Annotated in this window: 15 protein-coding genes, 3 tRNA genes and 1 riboswitch; of the genes, 15 read left to right on the top strand and 3 right to left on the bottom strand. The window is 59.0% G+C overall.

Going from position 1 to position 21,767, the window contains the following annotated elements; genetic code table 11:
- Positions 1-47 precede the first annotated feature (47 nt).
- On the top strand, positions 48-1,028 hold the full coding sequence (argR, locus tag ACMXYJ_RS26505; protein WP_033056741.1) for a transcriptional regulator ArgR: 981 nt from the start codon (positions 48-50) through the stop codon (positions 1,026-1,028).
- Here the strand turns inward: argR and ACMXYJ_RS26500 are convergent, their stop codons facing one another.
- Positions 1,029-5,693: a dermonecrotic toxin domain-containing protein gene (locus ACMXYJ_RS26500; protein ID WP_415757542.1), complete on the bottom strand. Its 4,665-nt coding sequence runs from the start codon at positions 5,691-5,693 to the stop codon at positions 1,029-1,031.
- A 287-nt stretch (positions 5,694-5,980) separates the two neighbouring features.
- Here ACMXYJ_RS26500 and ACMXYJ_RS26495 point away from each other — a divergent pair, with 287 nt between their 5' ends.
- From ACMXYJ_RS26495 to astE, 7 genes are all read left to right on the top strand, one after another.
- Positions 5,981-7,201 (top strand): aspartate aminotransferase family protein, encoded by a 1,221-nt coding sequence (locus ACMXYJ_RS26495; protein WP_415757541.1) that lies wholly within the window; start codon positions 5,981-5,983, stop codon positions 7,199-7,201.
- A 224-nt stretch (positions 7,202-7,425) separates the two neighbouring features.
- A complete protein-coding gene (aruF, locus tag ACMXYJ_RS26490) occupies positions 7,426-8,445 on the top strand; it encodes an arginine/ornithine succinyltransferase subunit alpha (protein WP_056741423.1) in 1,020 nt (339 codons plus the stop codon).
- A 95-nt stretch (positions 8,446-8,540) separates the two neighbouring features.
- Positions 8,541-9,566, top strand: a complete 1,026-nt coding sequence (gene astA / locus ACMXYJ_RS26485) for an arginine N-succinyltransferase (protein ID WP_008154313.1) — start codon at positions 8,541-8,543, stop codon at positions 9,564-9,566.
- Entirely contained in the window at positions 9,563-11,032 is a 1,470-nt protein-coding gene (astD, locus tag ACMXYJ_RS26480) for a succinylglutamate-semialdehyde dehydrogenase (RefSeq protein WP_415760810.1), read from the top strand. The genes astA and astD overlap by 4 nt, the downstream gene beginning before the upstream one ends.
- Positions 11,033-11,198: 166 nt before the next feature.
- On the top strand, positions 11,199-12,545 hold the full coding sequence (astB, locus tag ACMXYJ_RS26475; RefSeq protein WP_415757540.1) for an N-succinylarginine dihydrolase: 1,347 nt from the start codon (positions 11,199-11,201) through the stop codon (positions 12,543-12,545).
- Between the two features lie 20 nt (positions 12,546-12,565).
- Entirely contained in the window at positions 12,566-12,853 is a 288-nt protein-coding gene (locus ACMXYJ_RS26470; protein WP_033056735.1) for a hypothetical protein, read from the top strand.
- Positions 12,854-12,865: 12 nt separating this feature from the next.
- Positions 12,866-13,876, top strand: a complete 1,011-nt coding sequence (astE, locus tag ACMXYJ_RS26465) for a succinylglutamate desuccinylase (RefSeq protein ID WP_415757539.1) — start codon at positions 12,866-12,868, stop codon at positions 13,874-13,876.
- Between the two features lie 151 nt (positions 13,877-14,027).
- Here astE and ACMXYJ_RS26460 read toward each other — a convergent pair whose 3' ends face one another.
- Positions 14,028-14,537 carry a 6,7-dimethyl-8-ribityllumazine synthase gene (locus ACMXYJ_RS26460; protein WP_415757538.1) on the bottom strand — a complete coding sequence of 170 codons (510 nt, stop codon included), beginning with the start codon at positions 14,535-14,537 and terminating at the stop codon, positions 14,028-14,030.
- 114 nt (positions 14,538-14,651) lie between these two features.
- Positions 14,652-14,822, bottom strand: a riboswitch (FMN riboswitch).
- Between the two features lie 195 nt (positions 14,823-15,017).
- Between ACMXYJ_RS26460 and ltaE the strand changes: the two genes are divergently transcribed.
- From ltaE to ACMXYJ_RS26425, 7 genes are all read left to right on the top strand, one after another.
- Positions 15,018-16,022, top strand: a complete 1,005-nt coding sequence (gene ltaE / locus ACMXYJ_RS26455) for a low-specificity L-threonine aldolase (RefSeq protein ID WP_415757537.1) — start codon at positions 15,018-15,020, stop codon at positions 16,020-16,022.
- Between the two features lie 146 nt (positions 16,023-16,168).
- Complete coding sequence (gene alaS / locus ACMXYJ_RS26450; RefSeq protein WP_415757536.1) at positions 16,169-18,793, top strand: alanine--tRNA ligase; 2,625 nt, start codon at positions 16,169-16,171, stop codon at positions 18,791-18,793.
- Between the two features lie 91 nt (positions 18,794-18,884).
- Positions 18,885-20,126 (top strand): aspartate kinase, encoded by a 1,242-nt coding sequence (locus tag ACMXYJ_RS26445; RefSeq protein ID WP_046045479.1) that lies wholly within the window; start codon positions 18,885-18,887, stop codon positions 20,124-20,126.
- A 187-nt stretch (positions 20,127-20,313) separates the two neighbouring features.
- Positions 20,314-20,502, top strand: a complete 189-nt coding sequence (gene csrA / locus ACMXYJ_RS26440) for a carbon storage regulator CsrA (protein ID WP_002554426.1) — start codon at positions 20,314-20,316, stop codon at positions 20,500-20,502.
- A gap of 62 nt (positions 20,503-20,564) precedes the next feature.
- Positions 20,565-20,655: transfer RNA gene (locus tag ACMXYJ_RS26435), tRNA-Ser, on the top strand.
- 107 nt (positions 20,656-20,762) lie between these two features.
- Positions 20,763-20,839, top strand: a tRNA-Arg gene (locus tag ACMXYJ_RS26430).
- Between the two features lie 71 nt (positions 20,840-20,910).
- Positions 20,911-20,987, top strand: a tRNA-Arg gene (locus ACMXYJ_RS26425).
- Positions 20,988-21,006: 19 nt separating this feature from the next.
- Here the strand turns inward: ACMXYJ_RS26425 and ACMXYJ_RS26420 are convergent.
- Positions 21,007-21,525: a cell envelope protein SmpA gene (locus ACMXYJ_RS26420; RefSeq protein ID WP_415757535.1), complete on the bottom strand. Its 519-nt coding sequence runs from the start codon at positions 21,523-21,525 to the stop codon at positions 21,007-21,009.
- Between the last annotated feature and the right edge of the window lie 242 nt (positions 21,526-21,767).

Raw genomic sequence — 21,767 nt, 5'->3', positions numbered from 1 at the left:
CAGCCGCTTTCGGCTTCTAACAGTGTTTTCGTTTCGGATTGCCCGCCATGACTGCCCATCGAATTGGTTTCCTGATTTGGCCCAGCACTAAAGCACTGACGCTTGCGCTGGCTGAGGAGGCCTTACGTGTTGCCCAGCGTGTGCATCCGGACGTTGTCTACGAACTGTCGTTTTTGCAGGCCGAACCGCCGACCGAAGGTGCCTGGCAATTGCCGGGTGAGCCATGGGCCGGCAAGCTCGAAAACTTCCAGAAACTGTTCCTGCTCGCCGATGAGCCGCCGACCACGCTCGCGCCGGCGCTCAGTAGTTCGCTGAAACAACTGGTGCGTGCTGGCTGCGTGATCGGTGGTTTGTCTGCCGGTGTTTACCCGTTGGCACAACTGGGTTTGCTCGACGGTTACCGCGCTGCCGTGCATTGGCGCTGGCAGGACGATTTCACCGAACGTTTCCCGAAAGTCATTGCTACCAGCCATCTGTTCGACTGGGATCGCGATCGCCTGACCGCGTGCGGCGGCCTGTCGGTGCTCGACTTGTTGCTGGCCGTGCTGGCCCGTGACCATGGCGCCGAACTGGCCGGTGCGGTATCCGAAGAACTGGTGGTCGAGCGCATCCGCGAGGGCGGTGAGCGCCAACGCATTCCGCTGCAGAACCGTCTCGGTTCCAGCCATCCGAAGCTCACGCAAGCCGTGTTGCTGATGGAAGCCAACATCGAAGAGCCGCTGACCACCGACGAAATCGCCCAGCATGTGTGCGTGTCCCGTCGGCAGCTGGAGCGGATCTTCAAGCAATACCTCAACCGTGTGCCGAGCCAGTATTACCTGGAACTGCGCCTGAACAAGGCCCGGCAGATGTTGATGCAAACCAGCAAGTCGATCATCCAGATCGGCCTGTCGTGTGGCTTCTCCTCGGGGCCGCATTTCTCCAGCGCCTACCGCAACTTCTTCGGTGCCACGCCGCGGGAAGATCGCAACCAGCGGCGCAGCAGCAGCCCGTTCGAACTGTCGTCGGTGCCCTCCGAACGGGGCTGACTACACGAGCAGGTCCATGCCCAGATTGTTACCGGTACGCTGGAAGTAAAGGGTGATGCGCGCCAGGCTTTCCTCGGAAAACCGATTGCCCCTCAAGCTGATGTTTTCTGCAGTTTCCACCTGCGATTCCAGCAGTTCGTCGGGTATTTCGCTGATGGCGTTTGCGCTCAGGTCTGCCCAGTCCAATGCTTCCAGCTGGAACAGGCCCCGGGGGATTTCGGTGATCCCGGTGTCATGGAGCAGGACGGTGGCGAGCCCGTTCATTTGACTCAGGTCGGGCGTTTGCCCCAGTGAGTTGAAATTCAGATCCAGATAGTCGACCTGCTCCATCGCCGCCAAGGCGTTTACCGATTCTGCTGACAAAGTGATTCGGCAGCCGGGCAATGACAGTGATTTCAATTGGCCCATCTTGAATACCGCATCGGGAATGTTGCCCAGATTGCAATCGCGCAACTTCAGGCGTTTCAGGTTGGGGAATGACTCCAGAAAGCGCCCGACACGCGTCACGCCCTCGACGCTTTGCAGCACCAGCGCCGAGACATGACTGAAGTCAGCGCTGAGGGTTGGCAGATCACCGCTGATAACGGGGCGGATGTTGAGCTCGAAGGAGGGCTCAAGGGCGACATTGAAATCGTCCAGTTCGCTTTCATGCCGCCAGCATTGCTCCAGTGCTTCTTTGAATTCATCGCGATTGGCATGCTCGATGAACTGCTGTTGCGCATTGAAGGGTTCGCCAGTCAGTGGATGTTGGGCTGGCAGGTTGGCTGTCCAGGCAGACAGATCATTGCTCAGTTGAGTGAACTCCGCTTCCAGGTTAGTCAGCTCGACTCGGCCATTGACCAGTGTGCCGGGCAATTCGTAGACGAAGTCGCTGGCCTGCTCGATTTCCAGGGTCGGGTAGAGCGCGCTGACCCGTGCGATATCCGCCTCGGGGGCCAAGACACCTAAATCGTAAGAGGTTTCAAAGTACTGCTGCTTGATGAACTCACGAGCCTGGTTAGTGAGTGGATTGTTCGAGAGATGTATACCGCGGTTCTCGTAAACCACACTGTCGAGCAAACCCGTCGGCAGCTCGGTGATCTGGTTATTCATCAGCATGAGGGTGTCGAGCTTTCTGTGTTTCATGGCGCTGCCGGGCACTTCGGTCAGGCCTGTACCACTCAGGTCCAGGTGCACCAGCTCAGGCAGGGATTCGATGTTGGGTATCACATCAAATGAATTGCGGAACAGGTCCAGCATCACCAGTTTTTTTGATGAAGACAGCTTTGACCAGGTAGCGGCGTCGAACCGGATGCCGCAGTCGCTGAGCACGAGCTCATCGAGGTCTGTCATTTGTGGAATCGTGTCGGGCAGGGTGCTGAGGGAGAAACGGCGCAAATCGAGGCGACGTAGCCCATTGAAACCTCGCAAGAAACCGTGGATGCCTTGCTCCGCATGACGGCCTTTCAGGGCCAGGTGTGAGACGTGACTGAAATTGGCCGTCAGCCCCGGCAGGTCACCCAGGATCGGCTCCGGGAACTGCAGTACATAACGGTGACTGTCGCCTGGTGCCTCGAGGTCGCGGTCCGATTGTCGGCGCCAACTGCGCTGGATTTCCTGAGCCAGTAACCGGCGATTGTGCTGTTCCCCCTGGCGTTCCAGTTCGCTCAGCGGAAGTCGGCTTTCGGGGTGGACGTCAGGGGTGTTTCTTATCCAGTTGTCCAAGTCCAGATGCAGCTGTTCAAGTTCGTTGCTCAGGCGAGTAAGTTCGATACGCGCACCACTGGGGTGACGCTGTAAATCGGCGACGAAAGCCTGCAGTTCCTCCGGATTCAGGCTTGGATACACTTCCAGAACCCGCTCGTTGAGTGTCGGTGTCGGGCGTCCAATGCGGGGGTAACCCGCCGTGCCGCCAGGAAGGCGCATCAGCCTCGGGTCGTAGAAGGGTTTACGCAACGGGTGCTTTGTGAACAGCGTGCGCAATTGCGGTTGAGTCACCGCGTGCTCGGCAATACGCTGCTTGAAGGCCGGGCCATCTTCGGAGGAGAGGTTCAACGCCTTGCGCTGTGCATCCGGCAGTGCTCGCAGAATGGCTTGATAAAAGTCGCCGGGCTGTTCGCTGATTCCATGCACCTGATAAGTAGCATCCTCAGCCTGCACCAGCGTCCTGATGATCGGCGCGTCGGGCTGGCCGATGCCGTCGCGCAAGGTGCCGTCAGGGGAAAATTCCCTGACCTCGATGCGCAGGTCGGTGGGCCAACCGGGCAGCGTTTCGAGGCTATGCAATGCCAGTCGGTGGGTGTCCGCTGTTTCCATGTCGGCCAGATAAAACCCTTCATACGCTCTGGCGACACGCACGGCTTCCAAGGCTTTGACTGCCGCTTCTTTGAGGCGTGGCGGTACTTGGCCGTTGTGCAACTGCGTCAGCTCCGTGCCGGTCGCGTTGCTCACCAGTTCTTGCGCGATGTCAGTCGGTAATCCCGGTACATCGCCAAGCAGTCGCTGAACCTGCGGGTCGCTGGTTTTTTCAAGCGCCCGGTAACGGGTTTCAAACAGCAATTTGCGATGGTGCAGGGCGTCAAAGTGTTCGGGGTGATCGCTGCTGCCCTGTTCGATTAATGACTGAATGTCGCGATCGATCTTGAATCGTTTGATCGTGTCGGTAAGCAGTGAGGGCGGGCGTTGTTTCTCGACATGCATCTCGCGCAACACATTGTCGTGGAAGCCGCTGATCTGCAGGATTTGCTCGCGCTCGGCGCTGCTGAATGACTCCACGCTGGGGCCGAGACGGCGCAGCACGGTGTCCCGGTCCCATGTCAGGGGTTGATCAAGTGATGTCTGCCACGCGCCATGTTGGTTGTGGCGCAACGGAGGCTGATAGGCATCGGTCCGGTCTGGATGCTGAATCTGAAACCGACCGGTTTCGCGATCGGGTTTCACCGCGTAGAGCTTGTCCTCGAGGCGTAGCAGCGTTTTTCCTTGATGCTGATACAAGCCGAGCTGATCGGGGTTGGCTTGCGTCGGCAAGTCGATGGGTTGCTCGTAAGGCGTGAGGTCCTGCTTCCAGTATCGGGTTTTACCTGCGCCCGTTTCGACAGCTTTGAGTGGCGATAACAGCGCCACCGCTTCGCCCGACAGCAGGCGGCTGAACGCCCCGGCAACAAGGGCGCCACCTACCGCGAAGGCGCCGACTTGAACCACCGTATCAACCAACGCCATCAAGTGGCCGAATGCTTCTTCTTTCAGTCCTTGCGCCCAGTTGATGATGCCTTCGAAGGTTTCATCGAGTACCTGATAGGCCATGTAGGCCAGCATCATCTCACCCAGAAACGGCACAAAGGGTATGGCCACGAACGATGCCACTTCAATAATCGTCGTGGCTATTTTGCTCAGCGCGTCCCACAGCGCCCATCGCGCGGCACGGTCGGCGCTGGCGGTGGAGACGGCGAGGGTGCGCGCGTCGTTGAGGATCTTGTTCAGTTGCTGCTGATAGAGGTGCGACCAGAGATCGGTGTGGGGCGGGCTCACCGCAAACCGCAGGTTGGGCTTGTCGATGGGTGTTTCTCGCCAACTGGGCAGCGAGTCGCCGCGTGCGTGTTGATGCCAGGTCACGTTGCTGAGGCGGTGGTTGAGGTTGGCGAAAAAGTAGCCTCTTTCACTGTGATCGACGAATCGGCTGAAGAATGCCTGGTAAGCGGCCGAGCGCAGTTTGCGGGTCAGCTCCATCATGAACGTCAGCGTGTCGGGATACTGTTTTAGCGGGTGCTCCGGATCATCGGGGATGTACGCGATGATCCGTTTGGCCTCGCGTGCACGTTTAAGCCTTGGCGCGAAAATGACGATGCCGGTCAGCAAGGAGGACATGATCGTCAGGTCGTGACAATACAACGGCTGGTCGTCCAGGCGCGGGGCGGCGTTGCTCACGGTCATGCCGAGAATCGAAAGATACGCATCGGCAGGCAGATCCCCTCGGGCGTGGGCCAGTTCCAGTGCGGACCGAAGCGCTGCCTTGTGCGTCGGGATGACCTGCGACTTCAGCACAGTGCCCGCCACCGGATTGGTCAGCCCCAGATTGTCGTTGAGATAAGCCTCGTACTGACCGCCGATATCCAGTTCCCGGCACAATCGGGTGAAGTCCTGAACAGAGAGTTTGCGTTTGATCGCCGGCAACGTATTGAACTGACCGGAGGCCGAAGGTTGGGTGATGAATGTCGAGGCGGATTCATAAGCGTCCGCCTCCGTTTCCGATTGCTGAAAGTTGTGCAGGGCGGCGTCGAGCAGCGACACCGTCCAGGCGCGGGCGGCACCTGACTTGATCGGGAACCAGGGGATGGTCTGAGGAATGTACAGACGCAGGAAGGTCGTTCTGACGTCCAGGTCCAGGCCGAACCGGGTTTTCAGCGCGTCACTCAAGAGCGGTTCGGCAAAGTCCTGGGCGTTTTTCAGTTTGCCGAGCATCGCCTCCAGCCGATTGCGCTGGGTCCAGTGATCCACGCTGGAGGATTTCAATGACATATGTTGCTGGCGGGTCGCTGTGGCGTGCCACTCCGGCAGTTCCAGTCGGGCGCTTTTCAGCGCGTTGCGCGTAGCGGGCGATGCTTTTAATGCCCAGTCGGGCAGGTTGTTGAACGCGTGATGAAAATGCGCGTCCGGTTGAGCGATAAGCTCGGGGTCATGTTGAATCATTGCGCCAGTCCCTTAGCGTTTGGATTGAACCCAAGCAAAACAAACGATGAAGGAGGGCGTGCGGTACATATTTACCGCACCGCTCGTCAACCCTGCCTATAACCTGTGCCGGCAGTTTAAACTGCGCCTTTGCGACGCTATATGTCGCATTGCCGTAAACCCGGCTGAAACCGGGGTTTGCGCTATAAGAAGTTGTCGCTTGGCGGCAAGGCCGGGCTGAAAACTGTCCTTACAATCCCCCCATCGCTCGCCAGTTTCAGGCGAGTGTTCCTCATCAGGAGACTCCGATGTCCGTTGAGCACGCTGCGGTACAACGCGCCGATTTCGACCAGGTAATGGTTCCCAACTACGCGCCTGCCGCTTTCATTCCTGTTCGTGGCGCCGGCTCCCGCGTCTGGGACCAGTCTGGCCGCGAGCTGATCGACTTCGCCGGCGGGATTGCCGTTAACGTATTGGGCCATGCGCACCCGGCGCTGGTCGCTGCATTGACCGAGCAGGCGAACAAGCTGTGGCACGTGTCCAACGTGTTTACCAATGAGCCGGCCTTGCGCCTGGCCCATAAGCTGATCGACGCTACTTTTGCCGAGCGTGCGTTCTTCTGCAACTCCGGCGCCGAAGCTAACGAGGCCGCTTTCAAGCTGGCCCGTCGCGTCGGTTTCGATCGTTTCGGCAGCGAGAAGTACGAAATCATCGCTGCGCTCAACAGCTTCCACGGTCGTACCCTGTTCACCGTGAACGTCGGTGGCCAGTCGAAGTATTCCGATGGCTTCGGTCCGAAGATCACCGGTATCACACACGTGCCGTTCAACGATCTGGCCGCGCTCAAAGCCGCCATTTCCGACAAGACGTGCGCTGTGGTTCTGGAACCGATCCAGGGCGAGAGCGGTGTCATCCCCGCCGAACTCGAGTACCTGCAAGGCGCCCGTGAACTGTGCACCGCACACAACGCGCTGCTGATTTTCGACGAAGTGCAAACCGGCATGGGCCGTAGCGGCAAGCTGTTCGCCTACCAGCATTACGGCGTGACCCCGGACATCCTGACCAGCGCCAAGAGCCTGGGCGGTGGTTTCCCGATCGCCGCGATGCTGACCACCGAAGACCTGGCCAAACACCTGGTCGTCGGCACTCACGGCACCACGTATGGCGGCAACCCGCTGGCGTGCGCTGTCGCTGAAGCCGTGATCGACGTGGTGAATACCCCTGAAGTGCTGGCCGGCGTTAACGCCAAGCACGACAAGTTCAAGGCTCGCCTGGAACAGATCGGTGAGAAGTACGGCCTGTTCACTAAGGTCCGTGGTATGGGCCTGTTGATCGGTTGCGTGCTGAGCGATGCCTGGAAAGGCAAGGCCAAGGACATCTTCAACGCCGCTGAAAAAGAAGGCCTGATGATTCTGCAAGCCGGCCCCGACGTGGTTCGTTTCGCGCCAAGCCTGGTGGTTGAAGACGCCGATATCGATGCCGGTCTGGACCGTTTCGAACGCGCCGCGGCGAAACTGACTCAAGCCTGATAGGCCCTTCGACGCCTGAACAATCAGGCGTCGATGCAAATTTTTATGCCGGACCAGATTCAATGTGGGAGCGGGCTTGCTCGCGAAAGCGGTGGGTCAGACAGCAGCAATGTCGACTGATACACCGCTTTCGCGAGCAAGCCCGCTCCCACATTATTCCGAGTGGTTTCAGGACTGGCCCGGTTATTTTTCCTCAAAGAGTTTTTCGAGAAAGGAGTGACACCATGCTGGTGATGCGCCCCGCGCAAATGGCTGATCTGGGCGAGGTACAGCGTCTGGCTGCGGACAGCCCGATTGGTGTCACTTCCTTGCCGGATGACGTTGAACGCCTGAGCGACAAGATCGCGGCAAGCGAAGCCTCGTTCTCCGCCGAAGTCAGCTTCAACGGTGAAGAGAGCTATTTCTTCGTCCTCGAAGACACCGCCACCGGCAAACTGGTGGGCTGCTCAGCCATCGTTGCGTCGGCCGGTTATTCCGAGCCGTTCTACAGCTTCCGTAATGAAACCTTTGTGCACGCCTCCCGCGAGCTGAAGATTCACAACAAGATCCACGTGCTCTCCCAGTGCCACGACCTGACCGGCAACAGTTTGCTGACCAGTTTCTACGTGCTGCCGGAGCTGGTGGGGTCGGCCTGGTCGGAACTCAACTCCCGTGGTCGCTTGTTGTTCGTGGCGAGCCATCCGGAGCGTTTCGCCGATTCCGTGGTGACCGAGATCGTCGGTTACAGCGACGAAAATGGTGATTCGCCGTTCTGGGATGCCATCGGCCGTAATTTCTTCGACCTCAACTACGCCGCTGCCGAGCGTCTGTGCGGTCTGAAGAGCCGGACGTTCCTGGCCGAGCTGATGCCGCATTACCCGATCTATGTGCCGCTGCTGCCGGACTCCGCTCAAGAGGCGATGGGCCAGGTGCACCCACGGGCGCAGATCACCTTCGACATCCTGATGCGCGAAGGCTTCGAAACCGATCATTACATCGACATTTTCGACGGCGGGCCGACCCTGCACGCCCGCGTCTCGGGGATCCGTTCGATCGCCCAGAGCCGAGTAGTCCCGGTGAAAATCGGCGAGCCGGTCAAAGGCGCCGGTCGTCAGTACCTGGTGGCCAACGCCCAGTTGCAGGATTACCGCGCCGTTTTGCTTGAGCTCGATTACGCGCCGGGCAAACCCGTGACCCTGGATCTTGAAGCGGCCGAAGCTTTGGGCGTCGGTGAAGGTGCCAGCGTGCGCCTGGTGGCGGTTTAACACCCGCCGCTACGCCTGGAAAGAATGCTTGGAAAGAATGCCTAAAAAGCAGCGAGTTTCACGGGTGGCGCAAGCGGCCCGTTTGAGGAGATAGCATGATCGTTCGTCCCGTACGCAGCAGCGATTTACCCGCTCTGATCGACCTGGCCCGCAGCACCGGCACGGGCCTGACCACCTTGCCGGCCAACGAAGAACGTCTGGCCCATCGGGTCGGCTGGGCCGAGAAGACCTTTCGCGGCGAAGCCGGGCGGGGCGATGCGGACTACCTGTTCGTGCTCGAAGACGATGACGGCCGCGTGGTGGGTATTTCCGCCATCGCCGGTGCTGTCGGTCTGCGTGAGCCTTGGTACAACTTCCGGGTTGGCTTGACCGTCAGCGCTTCGCAAGAGTTGAACATCTACCGCGAAATCCCGACGCTGTTCCTGGCCAACGACCTGACCGGTAACTCCGAGCTGTGCTCGCTGTTCCTGCACGCCGACTACCGCACTGGCCTCAACGGTCGCATGCTGGCCAAGGCGCGGATGCTGTTCATCGCCGAGTTCCCGCAACTGTTCGGCAACAAGATCATCGCCGAGATGCGCGGCATGTCCGACGAAGCCGGGCGTTCGCCGTTCTGGGAAAGCCTGGGGCGTCACTTCTTCAAGATGGAATTCAGCCAGGCTGACTACCTGACCGGTGTGGGCAACAAGGCGTTCATCGCCGAACTGATGCCGAAATTCCCGTTGTACACCTGCTTCCTGTCGGAAGATGCGCGCAACGTGATCGGCCAGGTTCATCCGGACACCGAGCCGGCGTTGGCCATGCTCAAAAGCGAAGGTTTCAGCTATCAAGGCTACGTCGACATCTTCGACGCCGGTCCTGCCGTTGAGTGCGAAACCGGCAAGATCCGCGCAGTGCGCGACAGCCAGGCGCTGGTGCTGGCCATCGGCACACCGGGTGACGACGCCACTCCGTTCCTGATTCATAACCGCAAGCGCGAAGACTGCCGGATCACTGCTGCTCCTGCACGTTTCGCCGCCGGTACGCTGGTGGTCGATCCGCTGACCGCCAAACGTCTTCAACTCAACGCCGGCGATCAAGTGCGCGCCGTTCCGTTGTCCGCTGCCAGGGAGTCGAAATAATGAATTCGCTATACATCGCAGGTGAATGGCTGGCTGGCCAGGGTGACGCCTTTCAGTCGCTGAACCCGGTCACCCAACAAGTGCTGTGGGCCGGCGAAGGCGCTACCACGGCTCAGGTTGAATCGGCCGTGCAAGCTGCGCGCCAGGCATTCCCGAGCTGGGCCCGACGTACCCTGGAAGAACGCATCACCGTGCTGGAGGCCTTTGCCGCCGCGCTGAAGAACAATGCTGACGAACTGGCTCGCACTATCGGCGAGGAAACCGGCAAACCTTTGTGGGAAGCGGCGACCGAAGTCACCAGCATGGTCAACAAGATTGCGATCTCGGTGCAGAGCTACCGCGAACGTACCGGCGAGAAGAGCGGCCCGTTGGGCGACGCCACCGCCGTGTTGCGCCACAAGCCACACGGTGTGGTTGCTGTGTTCGGGCCTTACAACTTCCCGGGTCACCTGCCGAACGGTCACATCGTGCCGGCGCTGCTGGCCGGTAATAGCGTGCTGTTCAAACCCAGCGAGCTGACGCCCAAAGTCGCCGAACTGACGGTCAAGTGCTGGATCGAAGCCGGTCTGCCGGCAGGCGTGTTGAACCTGCTGCAAGGCGCTCGCGAAACCGGTATCGCCCTGGCGGCGAACCCGGGCATCGATGGCTTGTTCTTCACCGGCTCCAGCCGCACCGGCAATCACCTGCACCAACAGTTTGCCGGTCGTCCGGACAAGATCCTCGCGCTGGAAATGGGGGGTAACAACCCGCTGGTCGTTGATCAGGTCGCAGACCTCGATGCTGCCGTTTACACCATCATCCAGTCGGCGTTCATTTCCGCCGGTCAGCGTTGCACCTGTGCGCGCCGCTTGCTGGTGCCGCAGGGCGCCTGGGGCGACACACTGCTGGCGCGTCTGGTGGCGGTCAGCCGTACGATTGAAGTCGGCGCGTTTGATCAGCAACCGGCACCGTTCATGGGCTCGGTGATTTCCCTCGGCGCTGCGAAAGCACTGATGGATGCGCAGGAACATCTGCTGGGTAACGGCGCAGTCGCGCTGCTGGAAATGACTCAACCTCAAGCTCAAGCCGCCTTGTTGACCCCAGGTATTCTGGACGTCACGGCAGTGGCTGATCGCCCTGACGAAGAGCTGTTCGGCCCGCTGCTGCAAGTGATCCGCTACGCTGATTTTGAGGCGGCGATCGCTGAAGCCAACGACACCGACTATGGCCTGGCGGCCGGTCTGCTTTCGGATTCCGAAGCACGTTATCAGCAGTTCTGGCTGGAAAGCCGTGCGGGCATCGTCAACTGGAACAAACAGCTGACCGGTGCTGCGAGCAGCGCGCCATTCGGCGGTGTCGGCGCTTCGGGCAACCACCGCGCCAGCGCCTACTACGCGGCAGATTACTGCGCGTACCCGGTTGCTTCGCTGGAAACGCCGAGCCTGACCTTGCCGGCGACTCTCACGCCTGGCGTGAAAATGGCGTGATGCCCATCGCCAGCAGGCTGGCTCCCACAGGTTCGGTGGTGTTCACACATTTTGTGTACGACGCAATCACTGTGGGAGCGAGCTTGCTCGCGATGGCCGCGACTCGGTCGCACTGAACAGTTAGTTACTGATGCCTATAACAACAGATTCTCGTGGAGCCTCGCTGATGAAATCCTATGAAGTCAATTTTGACGGTCTAGTGGGGCCGACCCATAACTACGGCGGTTTGTCCTACGGCAACGTCGCGTCCCAGAGCAACAGCCAGCAGTCTTCGAACCCGAAGGAAGCCGCGCTGCAAGGCCTGGCGAAAATGAAATCGCTGATGGAAATGGGCTTTCAACAGGGCGTGCTGGCACCCCAGGAACGCCCGGACGTGGCAGCCCTGCGTCGTTTGGGTTTCGGCGGCACCGACGCTCAGGTGATCGAGCAAGCGGCCAAAGATGCGATGCCGTTGCTGGTCGCCAGTTGCTCGGCGTCGAGCATGTGGGTAGCCAACGCCGCCACTGTCAGCCCGAGTGCCGACACTGCGGATGGCCGTGTGCATTTCACCGCGGCCAACCTGAACTGCAAATATCACCGCAGCATTGAACACCCGACCACCAGTCGCGTGCTGGGGGCAATGTTCGCTGACCAGAAACACTTCGCTCACCACGCTGCATTGCCAGCCGTGGCGCAGTTCGGAGACGAAGGCGCAGCCAACCACACCCGTTTCTGCCGTGAATATGGCGAAGCCGGCGTCGAGTTCTTCGTGTTCGGTCGCAGCGCGTTCGACACCCGTTACCCTGCACCGCAGAAATACCCGGCCCGCCAGACCCTCGAAGCCTCCCAGGCGGTTGCCCGCTTGCACGGCTTGAGCGATGACGGCGTGGTCTACGCTCAGCAGAACCCTTCGGTGATCGATCAGGGCGTGTTCCACAACGATGTGATCGCGGTGGGTAATGGCGAGGTGCTGTTCTATCACGAGGACGCGTTCCTCGACACCGAACAGATGCTGGCCGAATTGCAGAGCAAACTCGCCAAAGTCGGTGGGAAATTTCAGTCGATCTGCGTACCGCGTTCCGCGGTCACCGTGGAAGACGCCGTTCGTTCCTACCTGTTCAATAGCCAACTGCTTTCACGTCCTGACGGCTCGATGCTGTTGATCGTGCCGGAAGAATGCCGTGGCAACGAGCGTGTCTGGCAGTACCTGCAAGGGTTGACCAGCACCGGCGGCCTGATCCGCGAAGTGAAAGTGTTCGATTTGAAGCAGAGCATGCAGAACGGCGGTGGCCCGGCTTGCCTGCGACTGCGCGTCGCGCTCAACGAAACCGAACTGGCGGCCGTCAACCCAGGGGTTATCATGACGGCACCGTTGTACGGCACCCTGACCGAATGGGTCGACAAGCACTACCGCGACCGCATGACCGAAAACGATCTCGCGGACCCGCAATTGCTGCTTGAGTGCCGGACGGCACTGGATGAACTGACGCAAATCCTTAAACTGGGCGCGGTTTATCCATTCCAGATCAATTGAACGTCGAGAGCGTAAAAAACATGAGCGATACCCTGCAGCTGATCCTTGAAGACACCGACGGCACGCAACTGGAAACTTCCTGCACCCGCGTTGCGGTCATGTGGCAAGGCAAAGAGCTGTGGATCCAGCAGGACGGCCGCGGCCAATTGCTGATCGGCGTGGACGTCGAAGAAGGTGACGCTGAATACGCAAACCTGCTGCTGCGCCCATTGGCGACTAATCTGGTAAGTCTGCAACTGGAAATGGAGCCGGCTGAAGTCGGTGACGAAGACCACGTGCACGGCCCGGATTGCGCACACGACCACTAAGGAAACCGCTCTATGCTCGCCCTCGGCAAACTGCTTGAACTGACCCTCGCCGGCCGCGAACCGGCGGAGAAGACTCAACTGACTGTCGAAGGCGTGCGCATGCGCTGGTTGAGCGAAGGTGCGCTGGAAGTCCGGCCACCTGAAGTTCGCGACAATGGCCTGGACCTGCTGCTATCGGCCGGCATCCACGGCAACGAAACAGCCCCGATCGAGTTGCTCGATCGCCTGTTGCACGACATCGCCCGCGGCGACTTGAAGCCGCGTACACGTATTCTGTTCTTGTTCGGCAATCCGGAAGCGATTCGCAAAGGCGAGCGTTTCATCGAGCAGGACGTCAATCGGCTGTTCAACGGCCGTCACGAACAAAGCAGCGGCTCCGAAGCCCTGCGCGCGTGTGAACTGGAGCGGCTGGCGGCGAGTTTCTTCAGCCTGCCGGATCGTAACCGTCTGCACTACGACCTGCACACGGCCATTCGCGGTTCAAAAATCGAGCAGTTCGCGCTGTATCCCTGGAAAGAAGGCCGTCAGCATTCACGCCTGGAACTGGCGCGCCTGCGCGCTGCCGGCATGGAAGCGGTGCTGCTGCAAAACAAGCCGTCCATCGTTTTCAGCTCCTATACCTACGACAAGCTCGGTGCGGAGTCCTTTACCCTCGAGCTGGGTAAGGCGCGGCCATTCGGGCAGAACGATGGGGTCAACGTCGATCTGTTGGAAACCCGCCTCAAACAGATAATCGAAGGCAACGAACCAGTTCAGACTGAAGAAGCGCTGGACGGTTTGCAGCTGTTTAGCGTGGCGCGAGAAATTATCAAGCACAGTGATAGCTTCCGCTTGAACCTGCCAGCAGACATCGAGAACTTTTCGGAGTTGGCGGTGGGTTACCTGCTGGCCGAAGACATCGCCCAGACCCGGTGGATCATTGAGGAGGAGGGGGCCCGGATCATCTTCCCGAACCCCAAGGTCAAGAACGGCCTGCGCGCCGGCATCCTGATTGTGCCGACTACCGACGAAAACCTCGCCTGAGAGCAACGCATAACAAATGTGGGAGCGGGCTTGCTCGCGAAAGCGGACTGACAGTCAACAAATGCGTTGAATGTTAAACCGCTTTCGCGAGCAAGCCCGCTCCCACATTGATTTGAGTGACGCCAGAGACTTCACTCAGGCCAGAGGTGTTTTAGACAGCTACCGCGCGAGGCTCGCTACGACGCAACGCACGCAGCTTGTGCAGCGTATCCGCGCACGTCTTCGCCGCTTCCTGGCCTTTATGCACAAAGTGCTCGAAGAAGAATTTCTGGTGTTCTTCGCCAGCATGGAAGTGATGCGGGGTCAAAACCACCGAGAACACCGGCACTTCGGTTTCCAGTTGGACCTGCATCAAGCCGCTGATCACCGACTGGGCGACGAATTCGTGGCGGTAGATCCCGCCGTCGACCACCAGGCCCGCCGCGACAATGCCGGCATAACGACCGGATTTGGCCAGCAGCTTGGCGTGCAGCGGAATTTCAAAGGCGCCGCCGACTTCGAAGAAATCGATCTCCGATTCCTGATAACCCTGAGCAATCATTTCGGCCACAAAGCCCTTACGGCTCTGATCGACGATTTCCTTGTGCCAGCAGGCCTGGATGAACGCAACGCGCTCGCCCTGATGGTTTTTGCTTTTGCTATCGATTGCGGTGGGTTGCATGTTCTGACTCCTGTTTATGTAAAAAACAGGGCATATGAATCGAATGGGATTTAAGGGTACGCGGGCACAAATGCCTACGGACGGCGCTTTGGTACAGAGCCTAGGCGGCGCCAATCCCGTTCTCTCTTCATCCGGACTATGACCGTCGGCCCCGGGATCACACCGGGTCTGCTGACCTTGCCGCCATCACAGCCATTGCCGTGCCTGTCGCCAAGCGCTCGCGGGCTATGCGCATTGCGCGCAATTACCGCCGGTGGGGAGTTGCACCCCGCCCTGAGAACGTTTTGCCGCCAGATTGTTTGGCGGCGAAGCGTTTTTAACACATATTTCTCACCTGTGCATTGCTGCTATTTGATGATTGCTATCGACTTTTTCGTCGGTTCAGGAAGCCTTTTCCTGCCCAAGGGTTGATTATTCGTCGGCATGACCGCAGTAACTCCTGACTGAAAGGGATTTCCCCTGCTTACCGAGGCCAGATTCATGAGCGTTATCGATCTTCGCAGCGACACCGTCACCCAACCGTCCGCCGGGATGCTCGACGCGATGGCCAGCGCGGCCACCGGAGACGACGTTTACGGCGAAGATCCAACGGTCAATCGACTGGAAGCCGAGCTTGCGAATCGGTTGGGTTTTGCTGCGGCGCTGTTTGTCCCGACGGGCACCATGAGCAATCTGCTGGGCTTGATGGCCCACTGCGAACGCGGTGATGAATACATCGTCGGCCAGCAGGCTCACACCTATAAGTACGAAGGTGGCGGCGCGGCGGTGCTCGGTTCGATCCAGCCGCAACCGCTGGAAGTGCAGGCCGACGGCTCGCTGGACCTGGCGCACGTCGCGGCGGCGATCAAACCGGATGACTTCCACTTCGCCCGTACCCGTTTGCTGGCGCTGGAAAACACCATGCAGGGCAAAGTTTTGCCGCTGGAGTATCTGGAGCGGGCTCGAAGCTTTACCCGTGAACATGGGTTGCAGCTGCACCTGGACGGCGCGCGGCTGTACAACGCGGCGGTCAAATTGGGTGTCGATGCCCGGGAAATCACTCAACACTTTGATTCCGTCTCGGTCTGCCTGTCCAAAGGCCTGGGCGCGCCGATCGGTTCGGTGCTGTGCGGCTCGGTCGAATTGATCGCTAAGGCGCGACGCCTGCGTAAGATGGTCGGCGGCGGCATGCGCCAGGCCGGGATTCTGGCGGCAGCAGGTTTGTACGCGCTGGATAACAATGTTCAGCGTCTGGCTGACGACCACGCCAATGCCCAGTTGCTGGCCGAAGGCTTGCGAGCCGCGGGTTATGAGGTCGAGCCGGTGCAGACCAACATGGTTTACGTGCAGATGGGCGACAAGGCCGAGGCCATCAAGGCGTTTGCCGCCGAACGCGGGATCAAGCTCAGCGCTGCCGGACGTCTGCGCATGGTCACGCACATGGACGTCAGCCGCGCTCAAATCGAGCAGGTCGTCGCGACATTCGTCGAGTTTTCGCGCAACTGATAGCGTTAGCGGTCCAATTGACCGTTTCTATCGTATAAACACGCTGTACCCCGCGCGCAGGGCCGATATAATGCGGCCCTTTGCCGTCGCTTCGTCTGTTGACGTTTCGCACAGGCCTTTGGCCGCAGCCTCCGTGGAAGAACATAATGAAAAGCGCAGAAATCCGTGAAGCCTTCCTTCGCTTCTTCGAAGAGCAAGGCCACACCCGTGTAGCCTCCAGCTCTTTGATTCCGGGCAACGACCCAACCCTGCTGTTCACTAACGCGGGGATGAACCAGTTCAAGGACTGTTTCCTGGGCCAGGAAAAGCGCGCGTACACCCGCGCAGTCAGCAGCCAGAAATGCGTGCGCGCCGGCGGCAAGCACAACGACCTGGAAAACGTCGGTTATACCGCCCGTCACCACACATTCTTCGAAATGCTGGGTAACTTCAGCTTCGGTGATTACTTCAAGCGCGACGCGATCACCTACGCCTGGAACTTCCTGACGTCCGACAAGTGGCTGAACCTGCCGAAAGAAAAGCTCTGGGTTACCGTCTACGCCAGCGATGACGAGGCGTACGACATCTGGACCAAGGAAATCGGCGTTCCGGCCGAGCGCATGGTTCGTATCGGCGACAATAAAGGCGCGCCGTACGCGTCCGACAACTTCTGGACCATGGGCGATACCGGCCCGTGCGGTCCTTGCACCGAGATTTTCTACGATCACGGCGCCGACATCTGGGGCGGCCCACCGGGCTCACCGGAAGAAGACGGCGACCGTTACATTGAAATCTGGAACAACGTGTTCATGCAGTTCAACCGCACCGCCGATGGCGTGTTGCACCCGCTGCCAGCGCCGTCGGTCGATACCGGCATGGGCCTGGAGCGGATCAGTGCCGTGCTGCAGCACGTTCACTCGAACTATGAAATCGACCTGTTCCAGAGCCTGCTGATTGCATCGGCCAAGGCCATCGGCTGCACCAACGACGCTCAGGCTTCGCTGAAAGTCGTTGCCGACCACATTCGTTCGTGCGGTTTCCTGATTGCTGACGGCGTGCTGCCGTCCAACGAAGGTCGCGGCTACGTGCTGCGCCGGATCATTCGTCGCGCTTGCCGTCACGGCAACAAGCTGGGCGCCAAGGGCAGCTTCTTCTACCAGATCGTTGCGGCACTGGTCGCCGAGATGGGCGAAGCCTTCCCTGAGCTGAAATCCCAGCAAGCGCACATCGAGCGCGTACTGAAGGCTGAAGAAGAGCAGTTCGCCAAGACCCTGGAGCAGGGCCTGAAAATCCTGGAACAGGATCTGGCCGAGCTCAAAGGCGACGTAGTGCCGGGCGACGTAGTGTTCAAACTCTACGACACCTACGGTTTCCCGATGGACCTGACCGGCGACATCGCTCGCGAACGCAGCCTGACCATCGACGAAGAAGGCTTCGAGCGCGAAATGGAAGCCCAGCGCGTCCGTGCCCGTTCCGCCAGCTCCTTCGGCATGGACTACAACAGCCTGGTCAAGGTTGATGTGGCTACCGAATTCACCGGTTATGAAGCGACCAAAGGTTCGGCGAAAATCGTTGGTCTCTATAAAGATGGCCAGTCGGTCGACGTACTCAGCGAAGGCGAAGAGGGTGTGGTCGTACTGAACCAGACGCCGTTCTACGCTGAATCCGGCGGTCAGATTGGCGACTGCGGTTTCCTTCAGGTCGGCAACGCACGCTTTGACGTACGCGATACCACCAAAACCGGTGGCGCCTTCTTGCATCACGGCGTGCTGGCGTCGGGCAGCCTGACCATCGGCGCGCCGGTAGAAACTCATGTTGATGCCGAAGTGCGTCACGCGACTTCGCTGAACCACTCGGCGACTCACTTGCTGCACGCGGCATTGCGCCAGGTGCTGGGCGACCACGTTCAGCAGAAAGGCTCGTTGGTCGACAGTCAGCGCCTGCGCTTTGACTTCAGCCACTTCGAAGCCATCAAACCTGAGCAGTTGAAGGCGCTCGAAGACATCGTCAACGCCGAGATTCGCAAGAACTCCGAAGTTGAAACCGAAGAAACCGATATCGAAACCGCCAAGCAGAAGGGCGCCATGGCGCTGTTCGGCGAGAAGTACGGCGACAATGTGCGCGTACTGAGCATGGGTGGTAGTTTCTCCGTCGAGCTGTGCGGCGGTATCCACGCTAACCGTACCGGCGACATTGGCCTGCTGAAGATTATCAGCGAAGGCGGTGTGGCTTCCGGTGTGCGTCGTATCGAAGCGGTCACCGGCGCCGCGGCGCTGGCATACTTGAACGCTGCAGAAGAACAACTCAAGGAAGCGGCCAACCTGGTCAAGGGTAGCCGCGACAACCTGATCGACAAGCTGTCGGCTGTGCTGGAGCGCAACCGTCTGCTGGAGAAGCAACTCGAGCAGTTGCAGGCCAAGGCTGCCAGCGCGGCGGGCGACGATCTGTCGGCTTCTGCCCTGGATGTCAAAGGCGTGAAAGTGCTGGCCGTGCGTCTGGACGGTCAGGACGGCAAGGCGCTGCTGGCGCTGGTCGATCAACTGAAAAACAAACTCGGCCGCGCAGTGATCCTGCTCGGCAGTGTCCATGAGGAAAAGGTCGTTCTGGTTGCAGGCGTAACCAAAGACCTGACTGGCCAACTCAAAGCCGGTGATTTGATGAAGCAAGCCGCTGCGGCAGTGGGCGGGAAGGGCGGTGGTCGTCCAGACATGGCGCAAGGCGGTGGTACTGACGCTGGCGCACTGGATGCGGCATTGGCCCTGACTGTTCCATTTGTAGAGCAGGGTTTATAAGGCAGTGTGTCCGGCCCGCAGTCTAGTGGCGGGCCCGAACGCTGTTTGAGTGATTATTTGGGCGCCCTTCATGGGCAGAGGCGGCTTTGAAATGGCTTTGATCGTACAGAAATTTGGAGGCACCTCGGTCGGCACTGTCGAGAGAATCGAGCAGGTCGCCGACAAGGTTAAGAAATTCCGCGAAGCCGGCGATGACCTGGTGGTTGTGCTGTCTGCAATGAGCGGCGAAACCAACCGTCTGATCGATCTGGCCAAGAAAATCAGTGGCGACGGCCAACCGGTTCCTCGTGAGCTGGACGTGATCGTCTCCACCGGTGAGCAGGTGACGATTGCGCTGTTGGCCATGGCGCTGATCAAGCGTGGCGTGCCAGCGGTGTCCTACACCGGCAACCAGGTGCGGATTCTGACGGACAGTGCGCACAATAAAGCGCGTATCTTGCAGATTGATGACCAGAAGATTCGTGGCGATCTGAAGGCTGGTCGTGTGGTGGTTGTCGCCGGCTTCCAGGGCGTCGACGAGCACGGCAACATCACCACCCTCGGTCGTGGCGGTTCCGACACCACCGGCGTGGCGCTGGCGGCAGCCTTGAAGGCTGACGAGTGCCAGATCTACACCGATGTCGACGGCGTCTACACCACCGACCCGCGTGTGGTGTCCGTGGCTCAGCGCCTGGACAAGATTACCTTCGAAGAGATGCTGGAAATGGCCAGCCTCGGTTCCAAGGTGTTGCAGATCCGTGCGGTGGAATTCGCCGGCAAGTACAACGTTCCGCTGCGCGTACTGCACAGCTTCAAGGAGGGTCCGGGCACCCTCATTACTATTGATGAAGAGGAAACCATGGAACAGCCGATCATTTCCGGCATCGCTTTCAATCGCGATGAAGCCAAGCTGACCATCCGTGGCGTGCCAGACACCCCGGGCGTTGCATTCAAGATTCTCGGCCCGATCAGCGCCGCGAACATCGAAGTCGACATGATCGTGCAGAACGTTGCGCACGATAACACCACCGACTTCACCTTCACCGTGCATCGCAATGACTTCCAGGCAGCGCAAACCGTGCTGGAAAACACCGCTCGCGAGATCGGTGCCCGTGAAGTCGTTGGCGACATCAAGATTGCCAAGGTGTCGATCGTCGGTGTCGGCATGCGCTCCCACGCAGGCGTGGCCAGCCGCATGTTCGAATCGTTGGCGAAAGAAAGCATCAACATCCAGATGATCTCGACCTCGGAGATCAAAGTCTCCGTAGTGATCGAAGAGAAGTACCTGGAACTGGCTGTGCGCGCTCTGCACACGGCTTTCGAACTGGACGCACCGGTCCGTCAGGGCGAGTGATGCGTTAACCGAAGGGCGCGGTCTGACCGCGCCCTTTTGTTTTTTTGAATGGTGCGACCCGAAGCTGTTCTTTTGCTCGCGCTAGTCAATACTCAGGCATGTAGGGCTGCGATCGCTCCGGTTGTAGGTCGAGTGCCTTTTTTTTGCAGACTGTTGTCCCTGAAATGAAATGCGTGAGGAGAAAGGTATGCTGATTCTGACTCGTCGGTGCGCAGAAAGCCTGATTATTGGTGATGGCGAAATCACCGTGACCGTGCTCGGCGTCAAAGGAAATCAAGTGCGTATCGGTGTCAACGCCCCGAAAGAGGTTGCGGTCCACCGTGAGGAAATTTACCTGCGTATAAAGAAAGAGAAGGACGAAGAACCAAGCCATTAATTTTTATCGTTTTTTATGTTTGCAAACGGGGAAGAAGCTGGTTAATATACGCCCCGTGTTGCGGAGAGCTGGCCGAGTGGCCGAAGGCGCTCCCCTGCTAAGGGAGTACACCTCAAAAGGGTGTCGGGGGTTCGAATCCCCCGTTCTCCGCCATTATTTGCGTAGTACGTTGTAATCTGGCTTTTTCGGTAAGTTGTTGAAATTACTAGAAAAAGTGTTTGACATAGAGATTAGACGGCCTATAATGCGCGGCAACAAATGCACTCGTAGCTCAGCTGGATAGAGTACTCGGCTACGAACCGAGCGGTCACAGGTTCGAATCCTGTCGAGTGCACCATTTAAGAGTTGTTTGCAGTAATGCGAGCGACTTTGCTTCAGCCAGTTGTGGTCTGGTTTAAAAACACAAATGCACTCGTAGCTCAGCTGGATAGAGTACTCGGCTACGAACCGAGCGGTCACAGGTTCGAATCCTGTCGAGTGCACCAAACACCAAAAAGCCCGCGTTTAACGCGGGCTTTTTGCCGTCTGGGATTTGGCTTTTCCTTTGGTGCATCCTTTCTCATCGAACTCGACGTGTGCGCTACGACCTCGCTGGGTGTCGTAACGGTAGCTCGTGGCCGAATTGCGAATACTGATCTTGTCTGGCTTGCCAAGGGCGCTATCGACATCCTGCTGACTCATGCCGGCAACAACCCGCTGATTGATGATCGCTTCGCGGCGTTCTTTAGCGCTGATGAGATTTCCACATTTGTCCTCGGTCTTGCCGACGACGGTCGGATCTCTCCTTTTGACTTTCATACCTGATGTTTCGCGATTTCCGGCTTCCGGCATGAGAGCGGTCACGCTGCCCGGTGTGAAGGTGCGGACATCCTGTAGCGAAAGGCTGTCTCCGGCCTTACAGCTCAGCGTAGTGAAGGTAACGCGTCCGTCGGCCGCCTCGCAGCGGTGAACGGTCGTGGCAAGCGCCCAGGGCGACGGGCAGAGCAGGGTGATCAACAAAAAACAAAATGCATTGGATGGCATTAAACGTCCTCCGTGACGGTCCAACTCAAGGGTAGTCGTTACATTTTTCGGCTGTGGTGTGTTTTCTTTTCAGGATGAGTCGTCGCAGTTTGATGGATCACGCAGCGCTCAGGTTTGTCTTGCAAGCGCTTGTTTCAGCCACGATTTTTTAACGTTTTAAACCGTCGGGCGGTGTATCATTGCGCCCGTCAGCCCCGCCGGGGCTTGTGGAATACCTCCATGGACTTACCCAGTAGTTACTC

The sequence above is a fragment of the Pseudomonas arabinosi genome (genome assembly GCF_047758675.1).
Lineage (GTDB): Bacteria > Pseudomonadota > Gammaproteobacteria > Pseudomonadales > Pseudomonadaceae > Aquipseudomonas > Aquipseudomonas arabinosi.
The sequence above is the reverse complement of the archived record's forward strand: the minus strand, read 5'-3'. Positions and strand labels throughout refer to the sequence as shown.

Bases quoted from the DNA above. Each gene is read 5' to 3' on its own strand.
- ACMXYJ_RS26495 (WP_415757541.1), top strand. From the start codon at position 5,981: ATGTCCGTTGAGCACGCTGCGGTACAACGCGCCGATTTCGACCAGGTA.
- astB (WP_415757540.1), top strand. From the start codon at position 11,199: ATGAAATCCTATGAAGTCAATTTTGACGGTCTAGTGGGGCCGACCCAT.
- ltaE (WP_415757537.1), top strand. From the start codon at position 15,018: ATGAGCGTTATCGATCTTCGCAGCGACACCGTCACCCAACCGTCCGCC.
- astA (WP_008154313.1), top strand. From the start codon at position 8,541: ATGATCGTTCGTCCCGTACGCAGCAGCGATTTACCCGCTCTGATCGAC.
- ACMXYJ_RS26420 (WP_415757535.1), bottom strand. From the start codon at position 21,525: ATGCCATCCAATGCATTTTGTTTTTTGTTGATCACCCTGCTCTGCCCG.
- csrA (WP_002554426.1), top strand. From the start codon at position 20,314: ATGCTGATTCTGACTCGTCGGTGCGCAGAAAGCCTGATTATTGGTGAT.
- aruF (WP_056741423.1), top strand. From the start codon at position 7,426: ATGCTGGTGATGCGCCCCGCGCAAATGGCTGATCTGGGCGAGGTACAG.
- ACMXYJ_RS26445 (WP_046045479.1), top strand. From the start codon at position 18,885: ATGGCTTTGATCGTACAGAAATTTGGAGGCACCTCGGTCGGCACTGTC.
- ACMXYJ_RS26460 (WP_415757538.1), bottom strand. From the start codon at position 14,537: ATGCAACCCACCGCAATCGATAGCAAAAGCAAAAACCATCAGGGCGAG.
- ACMXYJ_RS26500 (WP_415757542.1), bottom strand. From the start codon at position 5,693: ATGATTCAACATGACCCCGAGCTTATCGCTCAACCGGACGCGCATTTT.
- alaS (WP_415757536.1), top strand. From the start codon at position 16,169: ATGAAAAGCGCAGAAATCCGTGAAGCCTTCCTTCGCTTCTTCGAAGAG.
- ACMXYJ_RS26470 (WP_033056735.1), top strand. From the start codon at position 12,566: ATGAGCGATACCCTGCAGCTGATCCTTGAAGACACCGACGGCACGCAA.
- astE (WP_415757539.1), top strand. From the start codon at position 12,866: ATGCTCGCCCTCGGCAAACTGCTTGAACTGACCCTCGCCGGCCGCGAA.
- argR (WP_033056741.1), top strand. From the start codon at position 48: ATGACTGCCCATCGAATTGGTTTCCTGATTTGGCCCAGCACTAAAGCA.